This window comes from Parapedobacter luteus, assembly GCF_900168055.1.
GTDB lineage: Bacteria > Bacteroidota > Bacteroidia > Sphingobacteriales > Sphingobacteriaceae > Parapedobacter > Parapedobacter luteus.
In genome coordinates, this window is the sequence record NZ_FUYS01000003.1 from 398686 (window position 1) to 420375 (window position 21690).

At 47.9% G+C, this 21690-nt stretch carries 20 protein-coding genes; 12 read left to right on the forward strand and 8 right to left on the reverse strand.

The genetic code is table 11. The features are described 5' to 3' along the window. Positions 1-211: 211 nt before the first annotated feature. Both B5X72_RS08295 and B5X72_RS08300 read left to right on the forward strand, forming a co-directional pair. Positions 212-3397, forward strand: a complete 3186-nt coding sequence (locus tag B5X72_RS08295; protein WP_139378599.1) for a ligand-binding sensor domain-containing protein — start codon at positions 212-214, stop codon at positions 3395-3397. After that, on the forward strand, positions 3372-4157 hold the full coding sequence (locus B5X72_RS08300; protein WP_079716372.1) for a response regulator transcription factor: 786 nt from the start codon (positions 3372-3374) through the stop codon (positions 4155-4157). Before B5X72_RS08295 ends, B5X72_RS08300 begins: the two co-directional genes overlap by 26 nt. A gap of 32 nt (positions 4158-4189) precedes the next feature. On the opposite strand, the gene B5X72_RS08305 is transcribed toward B5X72_RS08300, so the two are convergent. Beyond that, a complete protein-coding gene (locus B5X72_RS08305; RefSeq protein WP_245826887.1) occupies positions 4190-6061 on the reverse strand; it encodes a glycoside hydrolase family 2 protein in 1872 nt (623 codons plus the stop codon). A gap of 230 nt (positions 6062-6291) precedes the next feature. Here B5X72_RS08305 and B5X72_RS08310 point away from each other — a divergent pair, with 230 nt between their 5' ends. The 4 genes from B5X72_RS08310 to B5X72_RS08325 all read left to right on the forward strand — a co-directional run bounded on the left by B5X72_RS08310 (position 6292) and on the right by B5X72_RS08325 (position 10203). Beyond that, positions 6292-6681, forward strand: coding sequence for a hypothetical protein (locus B5X72_RS08310; RefSeq protein WP_079716374.1), 390 nt, complete (start codon positions 6292-6294; stop codon positions 6679-6681). Positions 6682-6843: 162 nt separating this feature from the next. Further along, positions 6844-8490 (forward strand): SulP family inorganic anion transporter, encoded by a 1647-nt coding sequence (locus B5X72_RS08315; protein WP_079716375.1) that lies wholly within the window; start codon positions 6844-6846, stop codon positions 8488-8490. An 8-nt stretch (positions 8491-8498) separates the two neighbouring features. Beyond that, positions 8499-9161, forward strand: a complete 663-nt coding sequence (locus tag B5X72_RS08320; RefSeq protein WP_176146129.1) for a carbonic anhydrase — start codon at positions 8499-8501, stop codon at positions 9159-9161. Between the two features lie 142 nt (positions 9162-9303). Then, the gene (locus B5X72_RS08325) at positions 9304-10203 is read left to right on the forward strand and encodes a glycerophosphodiester phosphodiesterase (RefSeq protein ID WP_079716376.1); all 900 of its coding nucleotides are present in this window, start codon (positions 9304-9306) and stop codon (positions 10201-10203) included. Between the two features lie 56 nt (positions 10204-10259). Here the strand turns inward: B5X72_RS08325 and pruA are convergent, their stop codons facing one another. Beyond that, complete coding sequence (gene pruA, locus B5X72_RS08330) at positions 10260-11894, reverse strand: L-glutamate gamma-semialdehyde dehydrogenase (RefSeq protein ID WP_079716377.1); 1635 nt, start codon at positions 11892-11894, stop codon at positions 10260-10262. A gap of 376 nt (positions 11895-12270) precedes the next feature. Between pruA and B5X72_RS08335 the strand changes: the two genes are divergently transcribed. Together B5X72_RS08335 and B5X72_RS08340 are read left to right on the forward strand one after the other, a co-directional pair. Beyond that, positions 12271-13014 carry an SDR family oxidoreductase gene (locus B5X72_RS08335; protein WP_079716378.1) on the forward strand — a complete coding sequence of 248 codons (744 nt, stop codon included), beginning with the start codon at positions 12271-12273 and terminating at the stop codon, positions 13012-13014. Beyond that, a complete protein-coding gene (locus B5X72_RS08340) occupies positions 13014-13457 on the forward strand; it encodes a DinB family protein (RefSeq protein WP_079716379.1) in 444 nt (147 codons plus the stop codon). Before B5X72_RS08335 ends, B5X72_RS08340 begins: the two co-directional genes overlap by 1 nt. 12 nt (positions 13458-13469) lie before the next feature. Here B5X72_RS08340 and msrA read toward each other — a convergent pair whose 3' ends face one another. The 6 genes from msrA to B5X72_RS08370 all read right to left on the reverse strand — a co-directional run bounded on the left by msrA (position 13470) and on the right by B5X72_RS08370 (position 17075). Further along, positions 13470-14117 (reverse strand): peptide-methionine (S)-S-oxide reductase MsrA, encoded by a 648-nt coding sequence (gene msrA, locus B5X72_RS08345; protein ID WP_079716380.1) that lies wholly within the window; start codon positions 14115-14117, stop codon positions 13470-13472. 114 nt (positions 14118-14231) lie between these two features. Then, positions 14232-15242, reverse strand: a complete 1011-nt coding sequence (locus B5X72_RS08350) for a zinc-binding dehydrogenase (RefSeq protein ID WP_245826889.1) — start codon at positions 15240-15242, stop codon at positions 14232-14234. Between the two features lie 85 nt (positions 15243-15327). Then, positions 15328-15936 (reverse strand): superoxide dismutase, encoded by a 609-nt coding sequence (locus B5X72_RS08355; RefSeq protein WP_079716381.1) that lies wholly within the window; start codon positions 15934-15936, stop codon positions 15328-15330. Between the two features lie 92 nt (positions 15937-16028). Further along, positions 16029-16502 (reverse strand): nucleoside deaminase, encoded by a 474-nt coding sequence (locus B5X72_RS08360; RefSeq protein WP_079716382.1) that lies wholly within the window; start codon positions 16500-16502, stop codon positions 16029-16031. A 2-nt stretch (positions 16503-16504) separates the two neighbouring features. Further along, a complete protein-coding gene (locus tag B5X72_RS08365) occupies positions 16505-16843 on the reverse strand; it encodes a tRNA-binding protein (protein WP_079716383.1) in 339 nt (112 codons plus the stop codon). Between the two features lie 16 nt (positions 16844-16859). Further along, positions 16860-17075 carry a hypothetical protein gene (locus B5X72_RS08370; protein ID WP_079716384.1) on the reverse strand — a complete coding sequence of 72 codons (216 nt, stop codon included), beginning with the start codon at positions 17073-17075 and terminating at the stop codon, positions 16860-16862. A 182-nt stretch (positions 17076-17257) separates the two neighbouring features. Here B5X72_RS08370 and B5X72_RS08375 point away from each other — a divergent pair, with 182 nt between their 5' ends. The 4 genes from B5X72_RS08375 (at position 17258) to B5X72_RS08390 (ending at position 21681) form a co-directional block, all read left to right on the forward strand. Then, positions 17258-17896 carry a porin family protein gene (locus B5X72_RS08375; protein WP_245826890.1) on the forward strand — a complete coding sequence of 213 codons (639 nt, stop codon included), beginning with the start codon at positions 17258-17260 and terminating at the stop codon, positions 17894-17896. A 171-nt stretch (positions 17897-18067) separates the two neighbouring features. Next, complete coding sequence (locus tag B5X72_RS08380) at positions 18068-18841, forward strand: succinate dehydrogenase cytochrome b subunit (RefSeq protein ID WP_079716386.1); 774 nt, start codon at positions 18068-18070, stop codon at positions 18839-18841. Positions 18842-18901: 60 nt separating this feature from the next. Continuing rightward, a complete protein-coding gene (locus B5X72_RS08385) occupies positions 18902-20833 on the forward strand; it encodes a fumarate reductase/succinate dehydrogenase flavoprotein subunit (RefSeq protein WP_079716387.1) in 1932 nt (643 codons plus the stop codon). A 77-nt stretch (positions 20834-20910) separates the two neighbouring features. Then, on the forward strand, positions 20911-21681 hold the full coding sequence (locus B5X72_RS08390; RefSeq protein ID WP_200120472.1) for a succinate dehydrogenase/fumarate reductase iron-sulfur subunit: 771 nt from the start codon (positions 20911-20913) through the stop codon (positions 21679-21681). The last annotated feature ends 9 nt before the right edge of the window (positions 21682-21690 follow it).

Consider the following 21690-nt stretch of genomic DNA (forward strand, 5'->3'; position numbering starts at 1 on the left):
TTTGTTTCAATTTTTCACTATTTTGTCTCATTGACGCGGCATAGGCTTTCAGTTACTTGCCGATCAGTTCGGATCCGCTGCCGTCGACGACTTGCTTCATGGTGATAACCGTGCAAATCAGCGCGCCCGTTATCTGAAACAAAGCACATATAATAGACTTCCAATTCAATTTTTACTCCTATCTTTGACTTAAACCACAAGGCCTTTTGATGTGAGATTGCTCCTGCTGAAATATTTTTTATGCGTGTTGGTATCCCTGGAATGTGCTTATGGCCAACCCTACTACTTCACGCACTATCAGGTCGAAAACGGCTTGTCGAACAACGCCGTACTGTGCAGTGTACAAGATAGGATGGGGTTTATCTGGTTTGGCACCAAAGATGGACTTAACCGCTTTGATGGGTATTCATTCAAGGTGTTCCACAGCGACCCTGACAACTCAAACGGTTTGGGAAGTAATTTCATCCGGGCGCTATTTGTGGATGAAACAGCGCGTGTTTGGGTGGGTACCGATCAAGGTATCTACATCTTCGACCCGAAATCCGAAAAATTTTCGTTGTTTCACCCAACCATCATAAATGAAATTCTCCATATAGCGGGCGACGACGCTGGCAATGTCTGGTTTATTGATAACCTGACACTATATCGATATTCCGCTACAACGGCGCAATTGACGCAAATCGCCGAAGCAAAATCTTCAGTGAGCTCATTTGGAATAGGTGCAAACGGAGACATTTGGATAGGCACCGCCGGCGGCGACCTGCTCCATTACCACCCCACCCAGGGCATAAAAGGCCGATATTCGTTATTCGACCATTCCCCATCCGTGGTCTCTGAATGGATTGAATCCATACATTGCAGTGACAAGGGATTTTTTCTGGTGGGTACCTCCAAGCAAGGTGTAAAACTATTCGATCCAACCACGGGCACGTATCGCGATCTATTGACCCATGACGAATATGGGACGAACATCTTCGTGCGGGACATCCTGGAGAACGAACATAATGAGTACTGGTTTGCCACTGAATCCGGTATTTTCATTTACCACCACGATACCGGCGAATGCATAAACCTCCGGAAGCAACTGGGCAGTCCCTGGGCGTTATCTGACAATGCTGTCTACACCCTTTGCAAAGACACCGAAGACAACATCTGGGCGGGCACCTATTTCGGTGGAGTGAACCATTATGCGTTGAACAATACGTTTTTTGAAAAATTTTTCCCCCAAGGCGAAGGCACCAACACCATTTCGGGTAACGCGGTAAGGGAGATTTGTGCGGATGAGCAAGGCTTTTTATGGATTGGAACCGAGGATGCCGGACTGAATAAGATGGATATTTCCTCCGGCAGAATGACCAATTATCAACCCGCCGGCCATCGGGGTAGCCTTGCCTATTCAAATATCCACGGCCTGCTGGTCACCGGTGATACCCTCTGGGTAGGCACATTCGATCATGGACTTGATTTGTTGGACGTCAACACCGGAAAGGTTATCTGCCATTACACGGCAGAAAATAAAAAAGGGGCATTAGGAAACAATTTCATATTCAACAGCTACCGAACCAGCGCTGGAAGGATATTACTGGCCTCAGGCCGGGGCATATATGAATATCTTGACGTAAACAAAGGTTTCCATCTCGTTTCCGGATTTCCTGCACATATCTTTTATACCACATTGTTTGAGGATAGCAGGGGAACGATATGGGCAGGCACCTGGCGTGACGGCCTGTACTATTTTAACCCCAAGACAGGTGACAAGGGCCTATTTACCCATCGGGCTGACGAACCAACCTCTATCGGGAGCAATCGGGTCAATCGGATATTCGAAGACAGCCGCGGAACCATCTGGATAGCCACCGAAGGCGGACTATGTCGCCTCAACCCCGCCAGCGGCACCTTCAGGCGGTTTGGCACCGCTGACGGAATGCCGAGCAACCTGATATTGGCCATGCTCGAAGATTCGGACAATAAGCTTTGGGTCACCACTTCCAGGGGACTTGTACGTTTTGATATCGCAACAGAAGAAATCAAGGTGTTTACGCAAGCCAATGGGTTGCTGAGCGACCAGTTCAATTACAACTCGGCTTATAAAGCTCCCGACGGGACACTTTATTTTGGCAGCGTAAAGGGATTGGTGAGATTCAATCCGGCCAACTATCGGGAAAGTACCTTCCAGCCACCAGTTTATATCACCGGGTTACAAGTGTATAACCGCGAACTGGAAATAAATAAAAAAGGGTCGCCCCTGCGCCAATCGATTACTTTTACGGATCATATTGAGCTCAAATATAACCAATCATCTTTCAGCATCGACTTTGCCGCACTGAGCTTTGTTTCGCCCCGCATGACGGAGTATGCTTATAAGATGGAAGGACTGGATAAGGCGTGGACACACATCCGCACTAATCGTAAAGCGTATTTTACCGAACTGCCTCCCGGGGATTACCTTTTCCGGGTAAATGTGGCAGATAGCCGAGGTGGGTTCATTGGCAAGGAAACCCAATTGCGCATCACCATCCTCCCCCCATTATGGGCAAGCCTCCCTGCCTATCTTGTGTATATAATGTTAGCACTTGCCGTTACTTGGTATGGCATTCACAGTTACCATCGCCGCATGAAGGAAAAAAATAAGCAAAAACTGGAATTGATGCGGCACCGCAAAGAGGAAGAACTTTACCGAGCCAAAATTGACTTTTTTACCAACGTGACACACGAAATCCGGACGCCACTCACGCTCATCAAGGCGCCGTTGGAAAAAGTAATGAAAAAAGCGGAAGAACTGCCGACCGTGAAAAGGCACCTGCAGACCATGGAACGTAATACCGAGCGCTTGCTGGCACTCACCAACCAATTGCTTGATTTCCGGAAAGCGGAGGTAACCGGCTATCAACTGTGCTTCACGCCAGTGGACATCAACGCCCTGATTCGCGAAAACCTACTTGGCTTTAAATTATTGACAGCGCAGAAGAACATCCGGCTCCGTTATTCGCTTCCCGATACACCGTTCATCGCGACGGTGGATAAGGAGGCCGTCACACAGATCATCAGCAACTTACTAGGCAATGCGCTCAAATATGCCAAGCGGCATATAGCGGTGTCGTTGGTGGTACATCCATCCGATGATCGTGTGTTTATGATATCGGTCAAAAACGATGGCTACCTTATTCCTGTAGCGATGCGGGAAAAGGTTTTCGAGACGTTTGTCCGGCTAAAGGCGACAGACACGCAGCAAGGAACGGGACTGGGTCTGGCGCTCGCGCGAACATTAGCGCTGCTGCACGACGGCAACCTTCATTTGGCTGCTCCCGAAAATGGGATGAATGTATTTGTACTGACGATGCCCCTCGAACAACAAACCCAACAATCTTTTTATGGCACAGGAATTACCAAGAACTGAAAGACCGGTGATATTGGTGGTCGATGACCACCCGGAGATTCTCGAGTTTATCGCGGACGATTTGAGTGACGATTATGAGGTTTTAAAGGCCGAAAACGGCCAGCTTGCGCTCGAAGCCCTTGCTAACAACCCCGTGCAGCTTATTGTGAGTGATATCATGATGCCCTACATAGACGGATATGAGCTTTGCCAACGTATTAAATCGGATGAAGAGCATAGTCATATACCAGTCATTTTGCTGACGGCCAAAAACACGCTACAGTCCAAAATCCAAGGGCTGGAACAAGGTGCCGATGCTTATATCGAGAAGCCGTTTTCGCCGGCGCATTTACACGCGCAAATCAATAGCCTATTATCCAACAGGAATAAGGTACGTGCCTATTTTGCCAGCTCACCCCTGGCGCACATCAAAACGATGGCGCACACCAGGGCAGACGAACGTTTTCTTGAGCGCCTGAATGACATTATCCAACAGCATATGGCCGAAGTACACTTTGATGTAGAGCATTTGGCCGAGAAGATGAACATGAGTCGCCCGACATTATACCGGAAAATTAAGGCGATATCGGATTTGACACCCAACGACCTCATCAACGTGGCACGCTTGAAGAAAGCTGCCGAGCTACTCAGCGAAGGCCAACTTAAAATCTACGAGGTATCTGATCTGGTGGGATATAGTTCGCAAACGCATTTCGGGCGGAATTTCCAGAAACAGTTTGGCATGTCACCAAGCGAGTACCTTGCGCAGCATAAGCAATAAAAAAGGGGCTATAAAAGCCCCTCTTTAAAGATTTATTGATCTATTCGGATGTCATATAAACGTTGATGCCACCCTTTTAATTCGGTTTCGGGCATTTTCACCACCTTCCTGTCGTAGGTCATCAATCCATTGGTTTCCACTTCTACATCGGTCGTTTGCGTGTATACTGCCGCAGACAACCCCAACGGGATCAACCGTGCGAGATCATTGACCATTCCCCGGTAGCGATTTTTCAGTTCGTCTACGTTCTTGAAACTTTGGTATCCCCAATTATCCTTATTTTGCCAGGTGTGTCCTTCAATAGGCAAGCCTAATCCACCAAACTCCCCAAGCACCAAGATTTGCTTCTCGCCAAACAATTCCGGCCTTGGCATTACCGCATCGGGGTAGTTATGTATATCAAGAATGTGTCCAACAGGGAAAAAATTTCCCCCACTGGCGCTGTTGACCAGTCTCGACTGATCGTAATCCACCGTCCATTGCGTGATTTCTTTTGTTTTGAACTGTCCCCAAGCCTCGTTGAACGGCACCCAGACCACAATGCTGGGGAAGTTATACAGGGCATCGATAATCGCTTTCCACTCTTTGCGGTAGATGGCTTCCGACTCAGCAGAGCGATCTTTGTCATGTTGTTTCCCAGAAGTGATTCCCGGCCGCATATCCCAGTGGTTGCCTCCCAAATCGCCGCTCGGCATATCCTGCCACACCAAAACGCCAATACTATCGCAATAGTAGTACCAGCGAGCAGGTTCGACTTTGATGTGTTTACGGATCATGTTAAAGCCCATGTCCTTGGTTTTTTCCACATCAAAGCGCAATGCCTCATCTGTCGGCGCGGTATAAAGCCCGTCAGGCCACCAACCTTGGTCGAGCGGTCCGTATTGGAAAACAAATTCATTATTTAGCAGCATCCGCTGGATTCCTTTTTTGTCTTTTTCCATCGAAATTTTGCGCATGGCAAAATAGGATGATACTTCATCTACCGCTTTTCCTTTCCGGATTACCGCGACTTTTAGATCGTACAGGAACGGATTGGTGGGCGACCACAATTGGGGATTATTCAGTTGCAGCGTGATAGCCGATTTGCCGTCGCCCGCCGCTTCCGCGACTTTTTCGCTGCCATTCCATGCTGAAATACGCACTTCATCCCCCTGCCTAAGCCCCTCGATAGTGGCCTCGACAGCTAACGAGCTCCGATCAATATCAGGCGTGTGCTTGGTTGACCGGATATAGGTTTCGGGCACACCTTCCAGCCACACGGTCTGCCATATGCCCGTCACGGGAGTATACCATATACCATGGGGCCGCACGACCTGCTTACCGTTGGGCTGAGGGCCTTCGTCTGTGGGATCCCACACGCCAACGACAATCTCCTGATTGGCACCTTTCGCCAGATAAGGAGTAATGTCAATAGTAAACGGATCGAAACCACCTTCGTGTGAACCAGCCTGCTGGCCGTTGACATACACTTCGCATTGCCAATCTACGGCGCCGAAATGGAGAAGCACACGCTGATTCCGCATCTTTTTATCAATGGCTACCGTTCTGCGGTACCATAAGGAACTATCTTTTCCAACGGTCTTTCCAACACCTGAAAGCGCTGATTCCACGGCAAACGGCACGAGTATCTCTCCGCTGTACGCGGTCGGCACCTCCGTTAACTTACCGGGCACAATCGCATAGTCCCAAAGTCCGTTGAGGTTTTGCCAGCCCTCACGTACCAGCTGCGGCCGTGGATATTCAGGAAGTGGGCTTGCGGTGGTTAGTTCTTCGGCCCAAGGAGACATGATCTTATCCCCAGCGGGATGCCATGCCGTCGCCTCCTGCGCAACAAGCTGTCCAGCTTGCAACCCACATAAACATAATAAAACCAATGCATTTTTCATTCTTTTTGACTTATCCATACGGTATTTTTTAAATGTTTATAACTGTATCTGTTTTATGGTAGAGCCTTCGCCGAACACTCCAGCCATTGAGCAAAACAACTGAATAATAACCGGGTTTGGTTCGCCTTTTTGTCTCATTATTTCTTCATATTGTCTTATCGGCTGTCGACCGGCACCTTTAATCATCAAAATGTCAATTTGTTAACGCAGCCTTTTATCGCATACCGTTTTTGTAACATTTTCAATCAATGTTTACAATTTCACACAAATTTTTACATATTTTTGTGCAGAGCAGTAGATACTATATGTCGACCAAGATAAAAAGGGAAATATACGCAAAATTGTTTTTTGCCATCTTTTTTTCAAAGATGGTCATTTCTACTGCGCCAATTTTCATGCATGGGTTTGATCGACAGGCGCTGCTACAAGTGGTCCTTCAGATCGAGATTGAAAATAACAACGGCAAATCCGGTCTTGGCGATCAAGATTTCTTTGCCAAAGATTACGCTAAGTCTATTAGCTGTTTCATGCTCCAGCCGCCTGCCGAATCTACGATAAAAACAAACTATATTGCGGACGATGAGCGGCACATCCGCGCATTTTATCCAGCAGTACCTACCCCGCCTCCTAATTGTTAGCTTACTGAATATTCTCATGCCAATAGCTTTTATTGGCCCTAGTCATTCCATTGCTGATTAATTATTAGCCACCAAGTGAACATGATGCACGTTGAGTTGTTAATGTTAATAGTACAGTGGCGAATGAATTAAACAACACAATCAGTTAATAACATTTACAACATGTTTGGTACACGAGTATCTGCGTTTTTGAAGTTATCAAAACGGGATTTGAAATATGATTTACCGGCAAGTGTGGTGGTTTTTCTTGTCGCCTTGCCGTTATGTTTGGGAATTGCGATGGCTTCGGGAGCCCCCTTATTCGCAGGATTATTGACCGGAATTATCGGTGGCATTGTCGTAGCCTCATTCAGTGGTTCGCAATTAAGTGTAAGTGGGCCCGCAGCTGGGCTTACGGTCATTGTGCTGGGCGCTATCGAGCAGCTTGGCGCGTATGAAACTTTCTTATTGGCTGTCGTAATTGCCGGTTTGATGCAATTGGTACTCGGAATTATCAAAGCAGGGATGATTGGCAATTATTTTCCTTCGTCCGTTATCATTGGTATGTTAGCGGCCATCGGGATCACAATCATCCTCAAACAGCTTCCTCATGCAGTGGGATATGACTCGGCATTCTTTGGCGAAGAGAGCTTTACGCAGAGCGATAATGAAAATACGTTTTCTGCTTTGCAGAATGCGTTCAACGCGATCAACTATGGGGCGTTCATCATTTGTGCGGTTTCGCTTGCCATTCTCATTCTATGGCCAAAACTAAAAAAAGTGAAGCTGATACCCGCACCCTTGGTGGTCGTCGTCTTAGGGGTAGCGTTAAGCCAAGCGTTTTTAGGTTCCGATTTAGCGCTGGGAAGCGATCATTTAGTAACCATCCCGGTGGTTCAATCGTTCGGCGAATTCGTGGGCTTATTTACGTTTCCTGACTTTACGCAGATTTTAAACAAAGACGTTTGGATAGTTGCCTTTACAATTGCCATCATTGCCAGCCTGGAAACCTTGCTGAGCATTGAAGCGGTTGACAAAATAGATCCATTTAAACGGAACTCTCCCACCAACCGCGAATTGTTGGCCCAGGGTATCGGCAATACGACCAGTGGTCTTCTGGGAGGTATCCCGATGACTTCCGTCATTGTCCGCTCATCTGCCAACGTCAATTCGGGTGGCAGGACCCGGCAAAGTGCCATCTTACACGGTATATGGTTATTGCTGGCGGTCATTACTATCCCTAAAATTATCAATTTAATTCCCTTGTCCTGTTTGGCTGCCATCCTGCTTCACACCGGCTATAAGTTGGCAAAAGGTGAAATTTTCAAGCAAATGTGGCATAAAGGGTTCGATCAATTTATTCCCTTCATTGTTACTATTATTGCCGTGGTGTTCACCGATTTGCTTACCGGTGTAGGTGTAGGCTTGTTAGTGGCCATGTTCTATATTCTTAGAAACAATCTTTCTAACGCTTTTGAATATGACGTAGAAGACAATGAGGATGGAGCCAAAATAACGTTTACCTTAGCAGAAGAAGTGACGTTTCTCAATAAAGCGGCCATACAGAAAGCGCTCTATAGCCTTCCGCGGCGCATCAATGAAATCATTATTGATGGCTCGCATAGCCGATACATTGATAAAGACGTGATCGAAGTCATCAAGGATTTCGAGCAACATGCGGTGAGCAAGGGAAAAACCGTTGAACTGGTAGGAATCATAAACAAAAAGAATGTACCGAATATTAAGCGTTTTACACAAAGTATTTTGAAGAACGACTCATTAAATCGGAAACCCGTAAAACAATCATCATCTGAAACAATAGCAAAATAAAATAGCATATGTACAAAAAACACATTGAAAGTCCGGAATTACAAGCAGGATTCGAGAAAATCCTAGAAGGAAACAAACAATGGATGAAGCTGGTTGCGGAAGATACCACCGGCAGGTACCAGCAACTTGCCAAGGGACAAAGCCCTGAGATTTTGTGGATCGGCTGCGCCGACAGCCGCGTACCGGCCAACCAGATCACCAACACGTTGCCTGGCGAAGTGTTTGTACACCGCAACATCGCTAACATGTGCGTACACTCGGATATGAATATGCTCAGCGTGTTGGACTACGCCGTTAACGTATTAAAGGTAAAACATGTCATCGTAGCCGGCCACTATGGATGCGGCGGTGTCGCAGCTTCCCTGAGCCGTAAGCAATTTGGGATCATCGACAACTGGCTATGCCACATCAAAGACGTATACCGTCTCCATTCGGAAGAGATCGATGCGATTCAAGATGAGGAAAAGAAGGTAAACAGGCTCGTTGAACTCAACGTAGCTGAACAGGTATCTAATCTTTGTTCGACATCGATCATCCAAAATGCATGGAAGGAACGCGATGATTTGGCTGTTCACGGTGTTGTTATTGATATCGCTACCGGCAAGATTGTCGATCTTGACATCACCTTCACCAACTCGGAAGGGTTAGGGAAAGTTTTGGCATTCGCGTAGAATACCTCTCAGACGAGCCATAAAAGCAAAAAGCCGTTTTCATTTTGAAACGGCTTTTTGCTTTTATGGTGCATATCCATGCGTTCCTTCAACTTAACGAAGGATTAACCTGCGGTTCATATTGCGCAGATAGCTTCGCAATATGGAAGATGTGGAGTTGCTCAAACGCATGCAGAAAGGTGACGAGCGAGCTTTTGCCGGCGCGAAAGCCGCTGCCAACTCACGGGCGGATGGATGTATGGGAAGGATGGTAAAGCTACATAACCGTTACGTGTCCCTGGCACTGTTGCTGCTGGGGACACTTCGGTTGCAAGCGCAAGCACGTATTGAACCCCAAGGTTACGGCCTCATCGCCCACCGTGGCGGAGTGGTGGATAATACCACGGCCGAAAATAGTCTTGAAGCATTGAAAAAAGCCATCGAACGGGGTTATGACCGTGTAGAGATCGATGTGCGCATGAGCAAGGATAGTGTCTTCATCGTACACCACGACCGCAATTTTATCCGTTACTATGGCCTCGACAAGCCCGTAGACCAGCTGACATGGTCAGCGATGCAAAAGTTGAAAGGCAACCTCGGCAATCGTGTGCATAGCCTGGAGGAGATCCTCTCGGCGGCACGGGGGCACATCAAGGTGATGGTAGACCTCAAAATACCCGGCAATGATACGCTTCTGCACGCCAGGCTCATACACATGCTCGCACAATATGGGATGTTGGCCGACGGGATGATGATCGGCACCGAAGCTTCGACCGACTTTTACCGGGGCAAAATCGCCTTAAGTTGTACACGGCAGCAGTTGGAGGATAACATGCTACGGCCGGATTACCACCCATCACATTATTACCTGTTTTCTGGTCAGATTACTGCCGATGACGTGAAATGGGCTGCAAGGCATGGCATTCCTGTAGTGGGTGTCATCAATGCATGGGCACAGCGAGGAGACGCCATGACCAAGGGGGCGGATGCCGCCAAAGCGCTTCTGGCGGCGGGTGTTCGAACGTTCCAGATCGACAGTATGTTTGACGTATTTTTTCTGTAGTAATAAACCAGCGGCGTAAAAGAAAAGCCGTTTCGAATAATGAAACGGCCTTTCTTTTATTCTTGCTCCAAAAACGGATACCTGTAATCCGTTGGTGGGTCGAAGGTCTCCTTAATCGTTCGCGGAGATACCCAGCGCAACAGGTTGATCATCGAGCCCGCTTTGTCATTCGTACCCGATCCCCTAGCTCCTCCGAATGGTTGTTGGCCCACCACCGCGCCTGTGCATTTGTCGTTGATGTAGAAATTGCCTGCGGCATGGCGTAGGGAGTGCGTGGCCTGACTGATTGCGTAACGATCCTGTGCGATAACCGCGCCAGTAAGTGCGTAAATGGACGTCTTATCAATTACCTCAAACATTTCTTCCCATTGCTCATCATCGTATACGTACACCGTAAGCACCGGTCCGAAAAGCTCCTCGCACATCGTTACATAGTCCGGGCGCTTAGCTACAATGACCGTCGGGTAAATAAAATAGCCTTTGCTCTTGTCGTATGTGCCGCCAGCGATAATTTCGGCATCGGGATCAGCCTTCGCCCCATCGATGTAGTTCGCTAATTTATCAAATGATTTTTCGTCTATCACGGCATTGACGAAATTACTGAAATCCTCTACCGGGCCTACCTTGAAGGAGGCAATATCCTGCAGCATGCGATCTTTAATCTCCGGCCACAATGAGCGGGGAATATATACCCTGGATGCCGCGGAGCATTTTTGCCCCTGGTACTCAAACGCTCCGCGTACAATAGCCGTGCTGGCAGCTTTCACATCGGCCGAAGCGTGTACCAAGATAAAATCTTTGCCTCCCGTCTCACCCACAATACGTGGGTAAGAACGGTAACGATGAATGTTTTCCCCGATTGTCTTCCAGATGTTCTGGAATACCGCCGTCGAGCCAGTGAAATGAATGCCCGCAAAATCCGGGTGTTTAAAAATAACGTCCCCAGCTTCGGGCCCGTCCACGTAAACCAAATTGATAACACCATCCGGAACCCCGGCTTCGCGGAAGACTTCCATCAATACATGAGCCGAATAAACCTGTGTATTGGCCGGCTTCCACACGACGACATTGCCCATCATCGCCGCTGATGTCGGGAGGTTCCCGGCAATCGCCGTAAAATTAAATGGCGTCAAAGCAAACACAAATCCTTCCAGCGGACGCTGCTCCACACGATTCCAGCTGCCCCTCGGTGAAACCGGCGGTTGTTGACTGTAAATTTCGGCCATATATTTTACATTGAAACGAAGGAAGTCCACAATCTCGCACGCCGAATCAATCTCTGCCTGATAGGCATTTTTCGATTGCCCCAGCATGGTCGCTGCATTAAGCCGATAGCGATATGGCCCCGCTATCAGGTCCGCCGCCTTCAAAAATATTGCCGCGCGTTGCTCCCATGGCAAGTCCTCCCATGCTGACTTCGCCGCAAGGGCCGCATCTATGGCAGCCTGGACGTGGCTTTTATCCCCGTAATGGTAGTATCCCAGCACATGGCCGTGATTGTGGGGCGGGCGTACTGCGAAACGGTTCCCCGTACGTATTTCTTTCCCTCCGATGTACATCGGGATATCAGCTTCCGTAGAAAGTGCGGATTGCAGAGCTTGCTGAAGTAATTTCCGCTCCGCGCTCCCGGCGGCGTATGATAAAACCGGCTCGTTCACCGGAACAGGTACATTGAAAAATCCTTTTGACATAGTGTTGTTTCTTTCTTGAGTGTACAAAACTACCAAAACCCACACGGCTCTGCAATTTATTTCGCCTGAAAAACAACGGTTAAGTGTCGCAATTTATGCTACTATTCCATATTTTAACCGATTTTGACCGAATATTAACCAACCATAAGTCGCCGCCCCAGTCATCGTCAGTTCGCGAGGCCGTAAAACGAACGCAGTGAACAACATCGGAAAAAAACAGTGATGAAGGCCTCATCAACACGTATGACATCCGTAAGCTAAACGGTTGTCCTCAAAATTATTTAACTTGCAGTTGTTGTATTGCCAAGATATTTTTGCACAAATTGGTACGGATAAGTGATTAGTTTAAAAACGCACTAAAAACCAAATCGCATATATGAAGACCATCCTCATCACAGGGGCGAGCCGTGGCATCGGAGCCGCCACAGCACTATTGGCGGCAAGCGAAGGATATGCAGTGGCAGTAAACTATCGCAGTGACAAAGCTGCTGCCGACACCATTGTCTCCCGAATTATCGAGGAAGGCGGCACTGCCGTCGCGATACAAGCTGATATTTCGCGGGAAAATGACGTGATAAAATTGTTCGCTGAGACAGATAAGCGACTTGGGTCGCTATATGGCTTGGTGAACAACGCGGGAATTCTTGAAACGCAAATGCGCTTGGAAACCATGGACAGCGAGCGCCTTCATCGCATGTTTGCAGCAAACGTTATTGGGCAATTTCTCTGCGCCCGGGAAGCGGTCAAGCGCCTGTCGGCCAACAATGGCGGCAACGGCGGTGCAATCGTGAATGTGTCTTCCCTTGCGGCAAGAACGGGCGCGCCAAATGAATACATAGACTATGCCGCATCAAAGGGTGCGTTGGACACCTTCACTATCGGGCTTTCCAAGGAGGTGGCCGCTGAAGGCATCCGCGTTAATGCCGTACGCCCCGCGTTCATTTATACAGCGATACATGCCGACGGCGGCGAACCGAATCGTGTAGATCGCCTAAAAGAAAGTATACCCATGCGCCGGGGCGGACTTGCCGAGGAAGTGGCGGAAGCTATCATGTGGCTGATTTCCGAAAAATCATCGTATTCAACAGGAACATTTATCGATATAAGCGGGGGAAAATAATGAAAGCGCTTTTTAATGAATTATTTGCTTATAATTTTCATTGCAATCAGCAATTGGCAGCGGTGCTGATGGATCATGCGGCCGCAGTTGACGCGAAATCCATGGATCTGTTCAGCCATATGCTGAACGCCCATCACATATGGAATCATCGGATATTAAACCAGCCAACCCAGCATAGCGTATGGGAAAAGCACCCCAGCAATATATTGGCTGTGTTAGATAGGCGTAATTATGACCAGACGTTGACTATCTTGGAAACCTCAATCGTAGGTGATGAAGTGAATTATAAGACCAGCAAAGGAATTCCGTTTACCAATACGGTTGGGGATGTCCTGTTTCATATTATCAACCATTCCACTTATCACCGTGGACAAATTGCCTTGTTATTCAGGCAAAACGGCATGGAGCCGCTACAGACGGATTATATTTTTCGTAAAAGGTAAGCGGCATAGCGTTTACCGCTTAAGCCGCTCCTTGAATACCGCCTTAAACTTTTCCAGTTTCGGCACGATGACATATTGGCAATAAGCCTGCTTGGGGTTCAGATTAAAATAATTCTGGTGATAATCCTCAGCCACGTAGAAGACCGTATACGGCTCCAAAGTGGTTACGATTGGCTGATTATACACCCGCTCTTCATTCAACCGCTGGATGTAATATTCAGCTTTTTTGCGTTCTTCCTCATCGTGATAGAAAATGGATGAACGATATTGCGGACCGATATCATTACCTTGCCGATTGAGCTGGGTAGGATCATGGGCAATAAAAAACGCTTCAAGCAATTCATCATAGCTGATCACATCCGGCCGATATACCACATTCACCGCTTCTGCATGGCCTGTGCGTCCGGTTGTCACCTGTTTATAGCTGGGATTCGCCACCGTTCCTCCAGTGTATCCGGAAATAACCGTATCGACACCCGCCAACTGCTGGAATTGGGCCTCCGTGCACCAGAAACATCCACCGGCGAATGTGGCCGTATCCGTCCCCACGGAACCGCCCCCATCATGCCGCTGTACCTGCGCCTGCGACGTATTGGTATTTGCCGTCTGCAAACAGGCTGTACACAACATTGCGGCACTAATAACGAGTAATATCCTCATAATCTGATTCCATTTCAACACAAAAATACAAAGGGTCCACTGCTTTTCCTTGAATAATCCCGAAAATACACCAAAATAGGTATTCCAAAGCAGGTGCTCCTCGCCGCGAAAAAACTACTCCAGCTTTAATACAATTTTGCCGAATTGCGATGACTCGGTCATTTTTCTTATCGCCTCCTCAGCTTCTTGTATGGGATGGACGCTATCGATAACCGGCTTGATTTGATGGTGCTCAACAAATTCCAGCATGTTGCGGAAATCTGTCGGTGAGCCCATCGTCGTACCCAGTAAGGATAGCTGTTTCCAAAAAATCTGGCGTCCGTTGAGTTCGGGGATATTCCCCGCCGTACCCCCGAAAAAAACAATCCTGCCGCCTGGATTCGCCAAATCGAGATAATGAGCAAAGCCATCGCCCAGCGCGCTGTCTACAATGACATCAAAGCCGCCCACTTTTTCTTTCAACGTTTCACTCCAGCCGTCATCTGTATACCGTACGCCTCCTTTAGCTCCCAAGGCCATCGCCCGCTCTATCTTTGAAACCTTGCTGGACGTAACATATGCGTCTGCTCCCGCATGCACCGCCAATTGCAGTGCAAATGTCGCAACGCCACCGCCCACCCCAACGACCAGCACCTTGTCGCCGGCCTTCAGCTCTGCTCGCCTAAACAGTGCACGGTAGGCCGTCAGGCCGCCAAGGGGTAATGCCGCGGCTTCCTCAAACGTGAGATGACGCGGTTTTTCGTGTAAATTTTCGACCGGTACACGTACGTATTGTGCAAATGTGCCGTCCTGGGGCAATCCCAGTATATGAAATGCCTTTTGTTGGACAGCTTCGCGATCGCCCCATGCGATAGATGGGTTGATAATTACTTCCTTGCCGATCCACGCCTGGCCAGCGTCCCCGGCGACGGCCTCTACAATGCCCGCCCCATCCGAGCCCAATATGATGGGAAATTTCAGGCCTGCATACTGGCCTTGCTGTATCCACCAGTCGCGCCTATTGAAAGCCGCGGCTTTCGTACGCACCAACGCCTCTCCCTTCTCCAACTTAGGGATGGGAACTTCCATCCATACGAGGGTTTTTTTGATGCCGTCAAGTACAATAGCCTTCATCGTCTGTGCCATAACAGTACATTAATAGACAGAAAAAGCGACCCATGCATATCGCATCAGGCCGCTTCGAATTCCAGTAATATTTCGTAATCAATTTTTATTTCGCGTCCGCATAGCGCTTAGCCACGGCGTCCCAATCGATAACATTGAAAACAGCGTCCAAATATGCGGGACGTTTATTTTGATATTTCAGGTAGTATGCATGCTCCCACACATCAATCCCCAGGATGGGTGTGCCCTTAACCTCGGCAATGTCGAACAATGGGTTATCCTGATTGGGCGTTGAGGTCACCTGAAGTTTACCCGTTCCGTCTACCACCAACCAGGACCATCCCGATCCAAAACGGGTTGCCCCGGCTTCCTGTAATTTCTTTTTCAGTTCGTCAAAGGAGCCAAACGCTTCATCAATGGCAGCGGCCAAATCACCTGAAGGAGCTCCACCGCCATTTGACGAAAGGATGGTCCAAAACAAGGAGTGATTGTAATGCCCACCGCCGTTATTGCGCACCGCAGCGGGATATTTTGAAATGTTTTTGCAAATCTCTTCAATGGTTAGGTTTTCTGCATCTGTGCCCGCGATGGCTTTATTCAGGTTATCTACATAAGCTTGATGGTGTTTTCCATGGTGGATTTCCATGGTTTCCTTATCAATATGAGGTTCCAATGCATCAGTGGCGTAAGGTAACGCCGGTAATTCAAAAGCCATAATATATTGTTTTAAATTAAAAATTAGTTAATGTGTTGGACAAATATAACGATTATCAAACCAATTTTGTTTACCGAAATATTAACGCTTGATTACTTGTTCCGTTTATTACGGAAAAATGACGTTACCAATGCCGCGCATTCATTTCCCAGGACACCGCTTATAACAGTCGTTTTCGGATGCAGCAGGTCCCGGCCAAACCCTGAAAAGCCTCGTTTTTTATCAATCGCACCGAACACGATGCGTGTAATCTGCGTCCAATAGGCGGCTCCGGCACACATCACACAAGGTTCAATGGTCACGTAGAGCGTACAATCCAGCAGGTATTTTCCACCAAGGTAATTGGCTGCAGCGGTGAAGGCTTGCATTTCAGCATGCGCTGTTACGTCATTCAACCGTTCGGTCAGGTTATGCCCCCGTCCGATGATTTTGCCATTGCATACAATCACTGCACCGATAGGCACTTCGTCTTGCTCTAACGCCTTCTGTGCCTCCTTCAACGCTTCCCTCATATAGATTTCATCGGAGACAGCATCACCGGCATCTTCAAAGTTGATGTATTTCATGGCTAAAATAATCTCGCCCCATTAGGCACCGGACGTTCAACAGCGCTAAGCACAATATCACCGTTTTCATCAGCAAAACCGGTGATTAAACATTCCGACATAAAGTCTGCAATCTGTTTTTTCGGAAAATTGACTACTCCGATTACTTGCTTACCTATCAGCTGATCTTTGCGGTAGTGCTTGGTAATCTGGGCGCTGCTCCGGCGAATGCCGATATCCTCGCCGAAATCTATCAGCAGTTTGTACGCCGGTTTTCTAGCTTTCGGAAAGTCTTCGGCACCGACGATCGTTCCTACGCGCAGCTCCACTTTTTCGAAGTCAGACCAAGCAATTTCCTCCATATCTTGATAGCCTTATTTATAACCGGTTGCTTTCCAAGTCCGCCAGCCCCTTCTGGAGGGTGAACAAAACGTAATCTCTCGTGCGCCGCACACGGCGGGCCAGTCGATCGACTAATTCATCTTCCTTACCCTCTTCGAAAGCAAGGTCTTCATCCGAAAGGTGGTTGTACTTACGAAGAAACTTCTTTTTCAGCACATCCCATTCTGCTTGCGTGATTTTGATAGCTGCCATACTCCTTAGTTGTTTTCGACAAAAGTAGGGATTCCGTCCGTCCTGACCAAGTTTGTGAGGTACGAATCATTTTCGGCTTGAATTTTGCTTAGCAAATCATGGACCGTATTTTAATGCTACGTACAAAAATTTAACTGATGAAACCCGCATGAATTGCCTTCGTAAACAAACAAGAGCGATTCATGCAAGCTATTGCTACTAAAAACACTATTCAAATGAAAAAGTATTTTATTATTGCATTATTGTCTACCTTTACTGCTGTTGGCGCTAACGCGCAATTACTGCCCACCTTCCAATTAGGTTTAAAAGGGGCTTTAAACTTTTCCACCTTGAGAACAGATGATGGTAATTGGCTCGACGGAAGCACCCGCACAGGGTACCAGGCTGGTATCTGGGCGCGGATAGGTGGTGCTGGGGTACATTTCCAACCTGAGCTCTATTTTACCGGAAAAAGCTCAAAAGCTGAATTTGACAATCCTGAAGGAGGCAATGTAACGGCAAACGTAACGTTTACCAGCCTTGATTTGCCTTTACTTTTAGGTACTCGGATAGGGTTAGGGCCATTAGGTGTACGGGTACAAGCTGGCCCTGTGGTTTCATTTGTCGTTGACGAAGGTATTGGCCAAGCGCTGCAAGACGTCGCCGATTTTAACAGTTATAAAAGCCAGGCTTGGGCAGTAACGGGTGGCATCGGAGTAGACATTAGCAAATTCCGGGCTGACCTGCGTTATGAACACGGCTTGAGCAACTTGAGCGAGAACAGCAATCGGTCACAAAAGATCAATCTTTGGTCGCTGGGTGTTGGCTATCGATTGTTCTAACAAACCATAACGAAGGTCCTCCATTAACGCCATGCTGCCGATCAGCATGGCGTTTTTTATTTACGCAACCAAAATTAGAACAGTTCTAAATTGCCGATTTTCCTTGTTTGTTTTCACCGGTATTAAATCAATTGGTAGATTTGCTTACCAAAAATAAAATAATCGAGGAGAATGAGCAAGTCCACACATCTGTTTTCTTCATCATTGGGGAAGAAGCTGATAATGAGTTTAACGGGTCTATTTTTATGTACGTTTTTAATTGTCCATCTGATTGGCAATTTGCAGTTATTTTACGATGACCAGGGCAAGGCATTCAATGATTACGCCCATTTTATGACGCATTTTACCCCGATTAGAATCGTCTCTTATTTGTTGTACGCTTCCATCGTTATACATGCCGTTTACGCCTTGGTGCTCACCATAAACAACCGAAAGGCTCGGCCTGTTCGGTACGCGGCATACGAAGGCTCGGCAAACAGTGCTTGGAGTTCACGGAACATGGGCCTTTTAGGTACGGTACTGTTGGTATTCATTGTGACGCACATGAGCAACTTCTGGTGGAAATACCATAACGACGGCGTACCGTACATTGAATACCGCACCGATTTAACGACCCAGGAGACGACCGCAACGGAATTAGTAGGTGAGGAATATACGGACTATGTGAAATACGTAGATAATGACATTGAGATACTTAAGGCGAAAGACCTTTATAAACAAGTGCAGTTTACCTTTCAAAACTGGGTTTTGGTAGCTTTTTATGTGATTGCTATGGCTGCCTTGTCATTTCACCTTATCCATGGATTTAAGAGCGCATTCCAAACCCTGGGCTTTGACCATCAAAAGTATGCGCCTATCATCCGGTTTATTGGCATATGGCTGTTTGGCGTGGCTATTCCCATCGGATTTGCCGCCATGCCCATTTATTTCTATTTTTTCAACTAAGCTATTTACGATGTAGTCGCCATGGTTGCGGCACATCCTGATATAAGAGAGATTTATCATATGTTAGATTCAAAAGTACCAGCAGGGCCGTTGGCCGAAAAGTGGTCGAAACATAAGTTCAACCTCAAATTGGTCAACCCCGCTAATAAGCGGAAATACACCATCATCGTGGTCGGCACGGGATTAGCCGGATCGTCCGCCGCTGCATCGCTTGCGGAGTTGGGCTATAACGTCAAGGCGTTTTGTTATCAAGACAGTCCGAGACGGGCGCATTCCATTGCCGCCCAAGGGGGCATCAACGCTGCGAAGAATTACCAAAACGACGGAGATAGTGTATACCGCCTATTCTATGACACCATCAAAGGAGGCGATTATCGTGCCCGCGAGGCAAATGTATACCGTTTGGCCGAAGTGTCGGTAAACATTATCGATCAATGTGTTGCGCAAGGAGTTCCCTTTGCGCGTGAGTATGGGGGATTGCTTGACAACCGCTCATTTGGTGGCGCACAGGTTTCACGTACATTCTATGCACGCGGGCAAACGGGACAGCAATTGCTTCTGGGCGCGTATTCAGCATTGAATCGCCAAATCAACAAGGGAAAGGTAACGATGTACAACCGGCACGAAATGCTGGATCTGGTGACCATCGACGGCCATGCACGTGGCATCATTACCCGTAATATGGTTACCGGTGCCATCGAATCGCACGAAGGCCACGCAGTGCTACTCTGCACGGGCGGTTATGGCAACGTCTTTTTCCTCTCCACCAACGCTATGGGGTGCAACGTGACAGCCGCCTGGCGTGCACATAAACGGGGCGCTTTCTTCGGCAACCCTTGCTACACGCAGATCCACCCTACCTGCATCCCTGTAACGGGCGACCATCAGTCAAAGTTGACACTGATGTCGGAATCACTTCGCAACGATGGGCGTGTATGGGTACCCAAGACCGTCGAGCTCGCTCAAAAGTTGCGCAAAGGGGAAATAAAAATCTCCGATATTAAGGAAGCAGACCGTGACTATTACCTGGAACGCAAATACCCTTCATTTGGTAACCTCGTGCCTCGCGACGTAGCATCAAGAAATGCTAAAGAAGTCGTAGACGAAGGCCGCGGTGTGGGCGCTTCAGGTATCGCTGTTTTCCTTGATTTCGAAGACGCCATCAAACGGTTGGGTGAGGATACCGTACGCGCGAAATATGGTAACCTCTTTGATATGTATTATCAGATCACCGACGAGAACCCCTACAAACAACCGATGCGCATCTATCCTGCGGTGCATTATACTATGGGTGGTTTATGGGTAGATTATAACCTGATGACCACTGTGCCTGGATTGTACGCGTTGGGCGAATGTAACTTTTCCGATCACGGAGCGAACCGCCTCGGAGCGTCCGCATTGATGCAGGGACTCGCCGATGGGTATTTTGTCATCCCCTATACCGTGGGAGATTACTTGGCCGGCTTAGGCTTTGACCCCGTAGACAAAAACCACCCTAACTTTGAAAAGACACGCAAAGAGGTGGAAGATAACGTGCGCAAATTGCTTTCGCTTAAAGGGAGTAAAACCGTGGACGATATTCATAAAAAACTGGGGCACATCATGTGGGAATACTGTGGCATGGCGCGCAACGAGGTTGGATTGACAAAGGCCAAAGGGCTTATTCAAGAATTGCGAAAAGAATTTTGGAGCGACGTGACCGTTCTTGGAGAAAACGAGGAAATGAACCAATCGCTCGAAAAAGCTGGCCGTGTAGCTGACTTCCTTGAATTGGGCGAGTTGATGGTCGACGATGCACTTAACCGACGGGAATCTTGCGGTGGGCATTTCCGCGAAGAAAGCCAAACAGAGGAAGGCGAAGCAAAGCGTGATGATAAGAATTTCCGTTATGTGGCCGCATGGGAATACAAAGGCGAAAATCAGCCCGAGGTGCTCCATAAAGAACCCTTGGAATTCGAAAACGTGAAATTGACACAACGAAGCTATAAGTAAAATAAGCAATAAGCTCTAAGCCTGAAGCTATAGCCGTAAGCATAAAGCCTCAGGCTTACAGCATAAAGCACTGTAATATGAGTGGAAACATGAATCTGACGCTGAAAGTATGGCGTCAAAAGAATGACAAAACCAGGGGTAAATTTATTACCTATCAAGCCAACAATATATCGCCGGATATGTCTTTTCTGGAGATGCTGGATGTTGTCAACGAAGAATTGGTGCGTAAGGGGGAAGATCCAATCCACTTCGATCACGATTGCCGCGAAGGTATCTGCGGCATGTGCTCGCTGCATATCAACGGAAGGCCCCATGGCCCCAAGCAAGGCACGACAACGTGCCAATTGCATATGCGCAGTTTCCACGATGGACAAACCATCGTCATTGAACCATGGCGGGCGGCGGCCTTCCCGGTGATTAAAGACCTGGCTGTAGATCGCTCCGCATTTGATCGGATCCAACAAGCGGGCGGATATATCAATGTAAATACCGGTGGGGTACCGGATGCCAACAGTATTCCGATTCCCAAAGTGATAGCAGATGAAGCGTTTGAATCAGCAACTTGCATCAGCTGCGGTGCCTGCGTTGCGGCGTGCAAAAATGCGTCAGCCATGTTGTTCGTTTCAGCTAAGATCTCGCAATATGCCTTGTTGCCTCAAGGGCAGACGGAGCGGTACAGCCGTGCGCAGGCCATGGTTGCCCAAATGGATGCGGAAGGGTTTGGTAGCTGCACCAACACCGGCGCGTGCGAAGCAGAGTGTCCGGTGGGCATCAAGCTGACCAATATCGCACGGATGAACCGCGAATATTTAACCGCCAAGCTCTTCAAAGAAGAGGAGCCTCACTAAAATTATTAC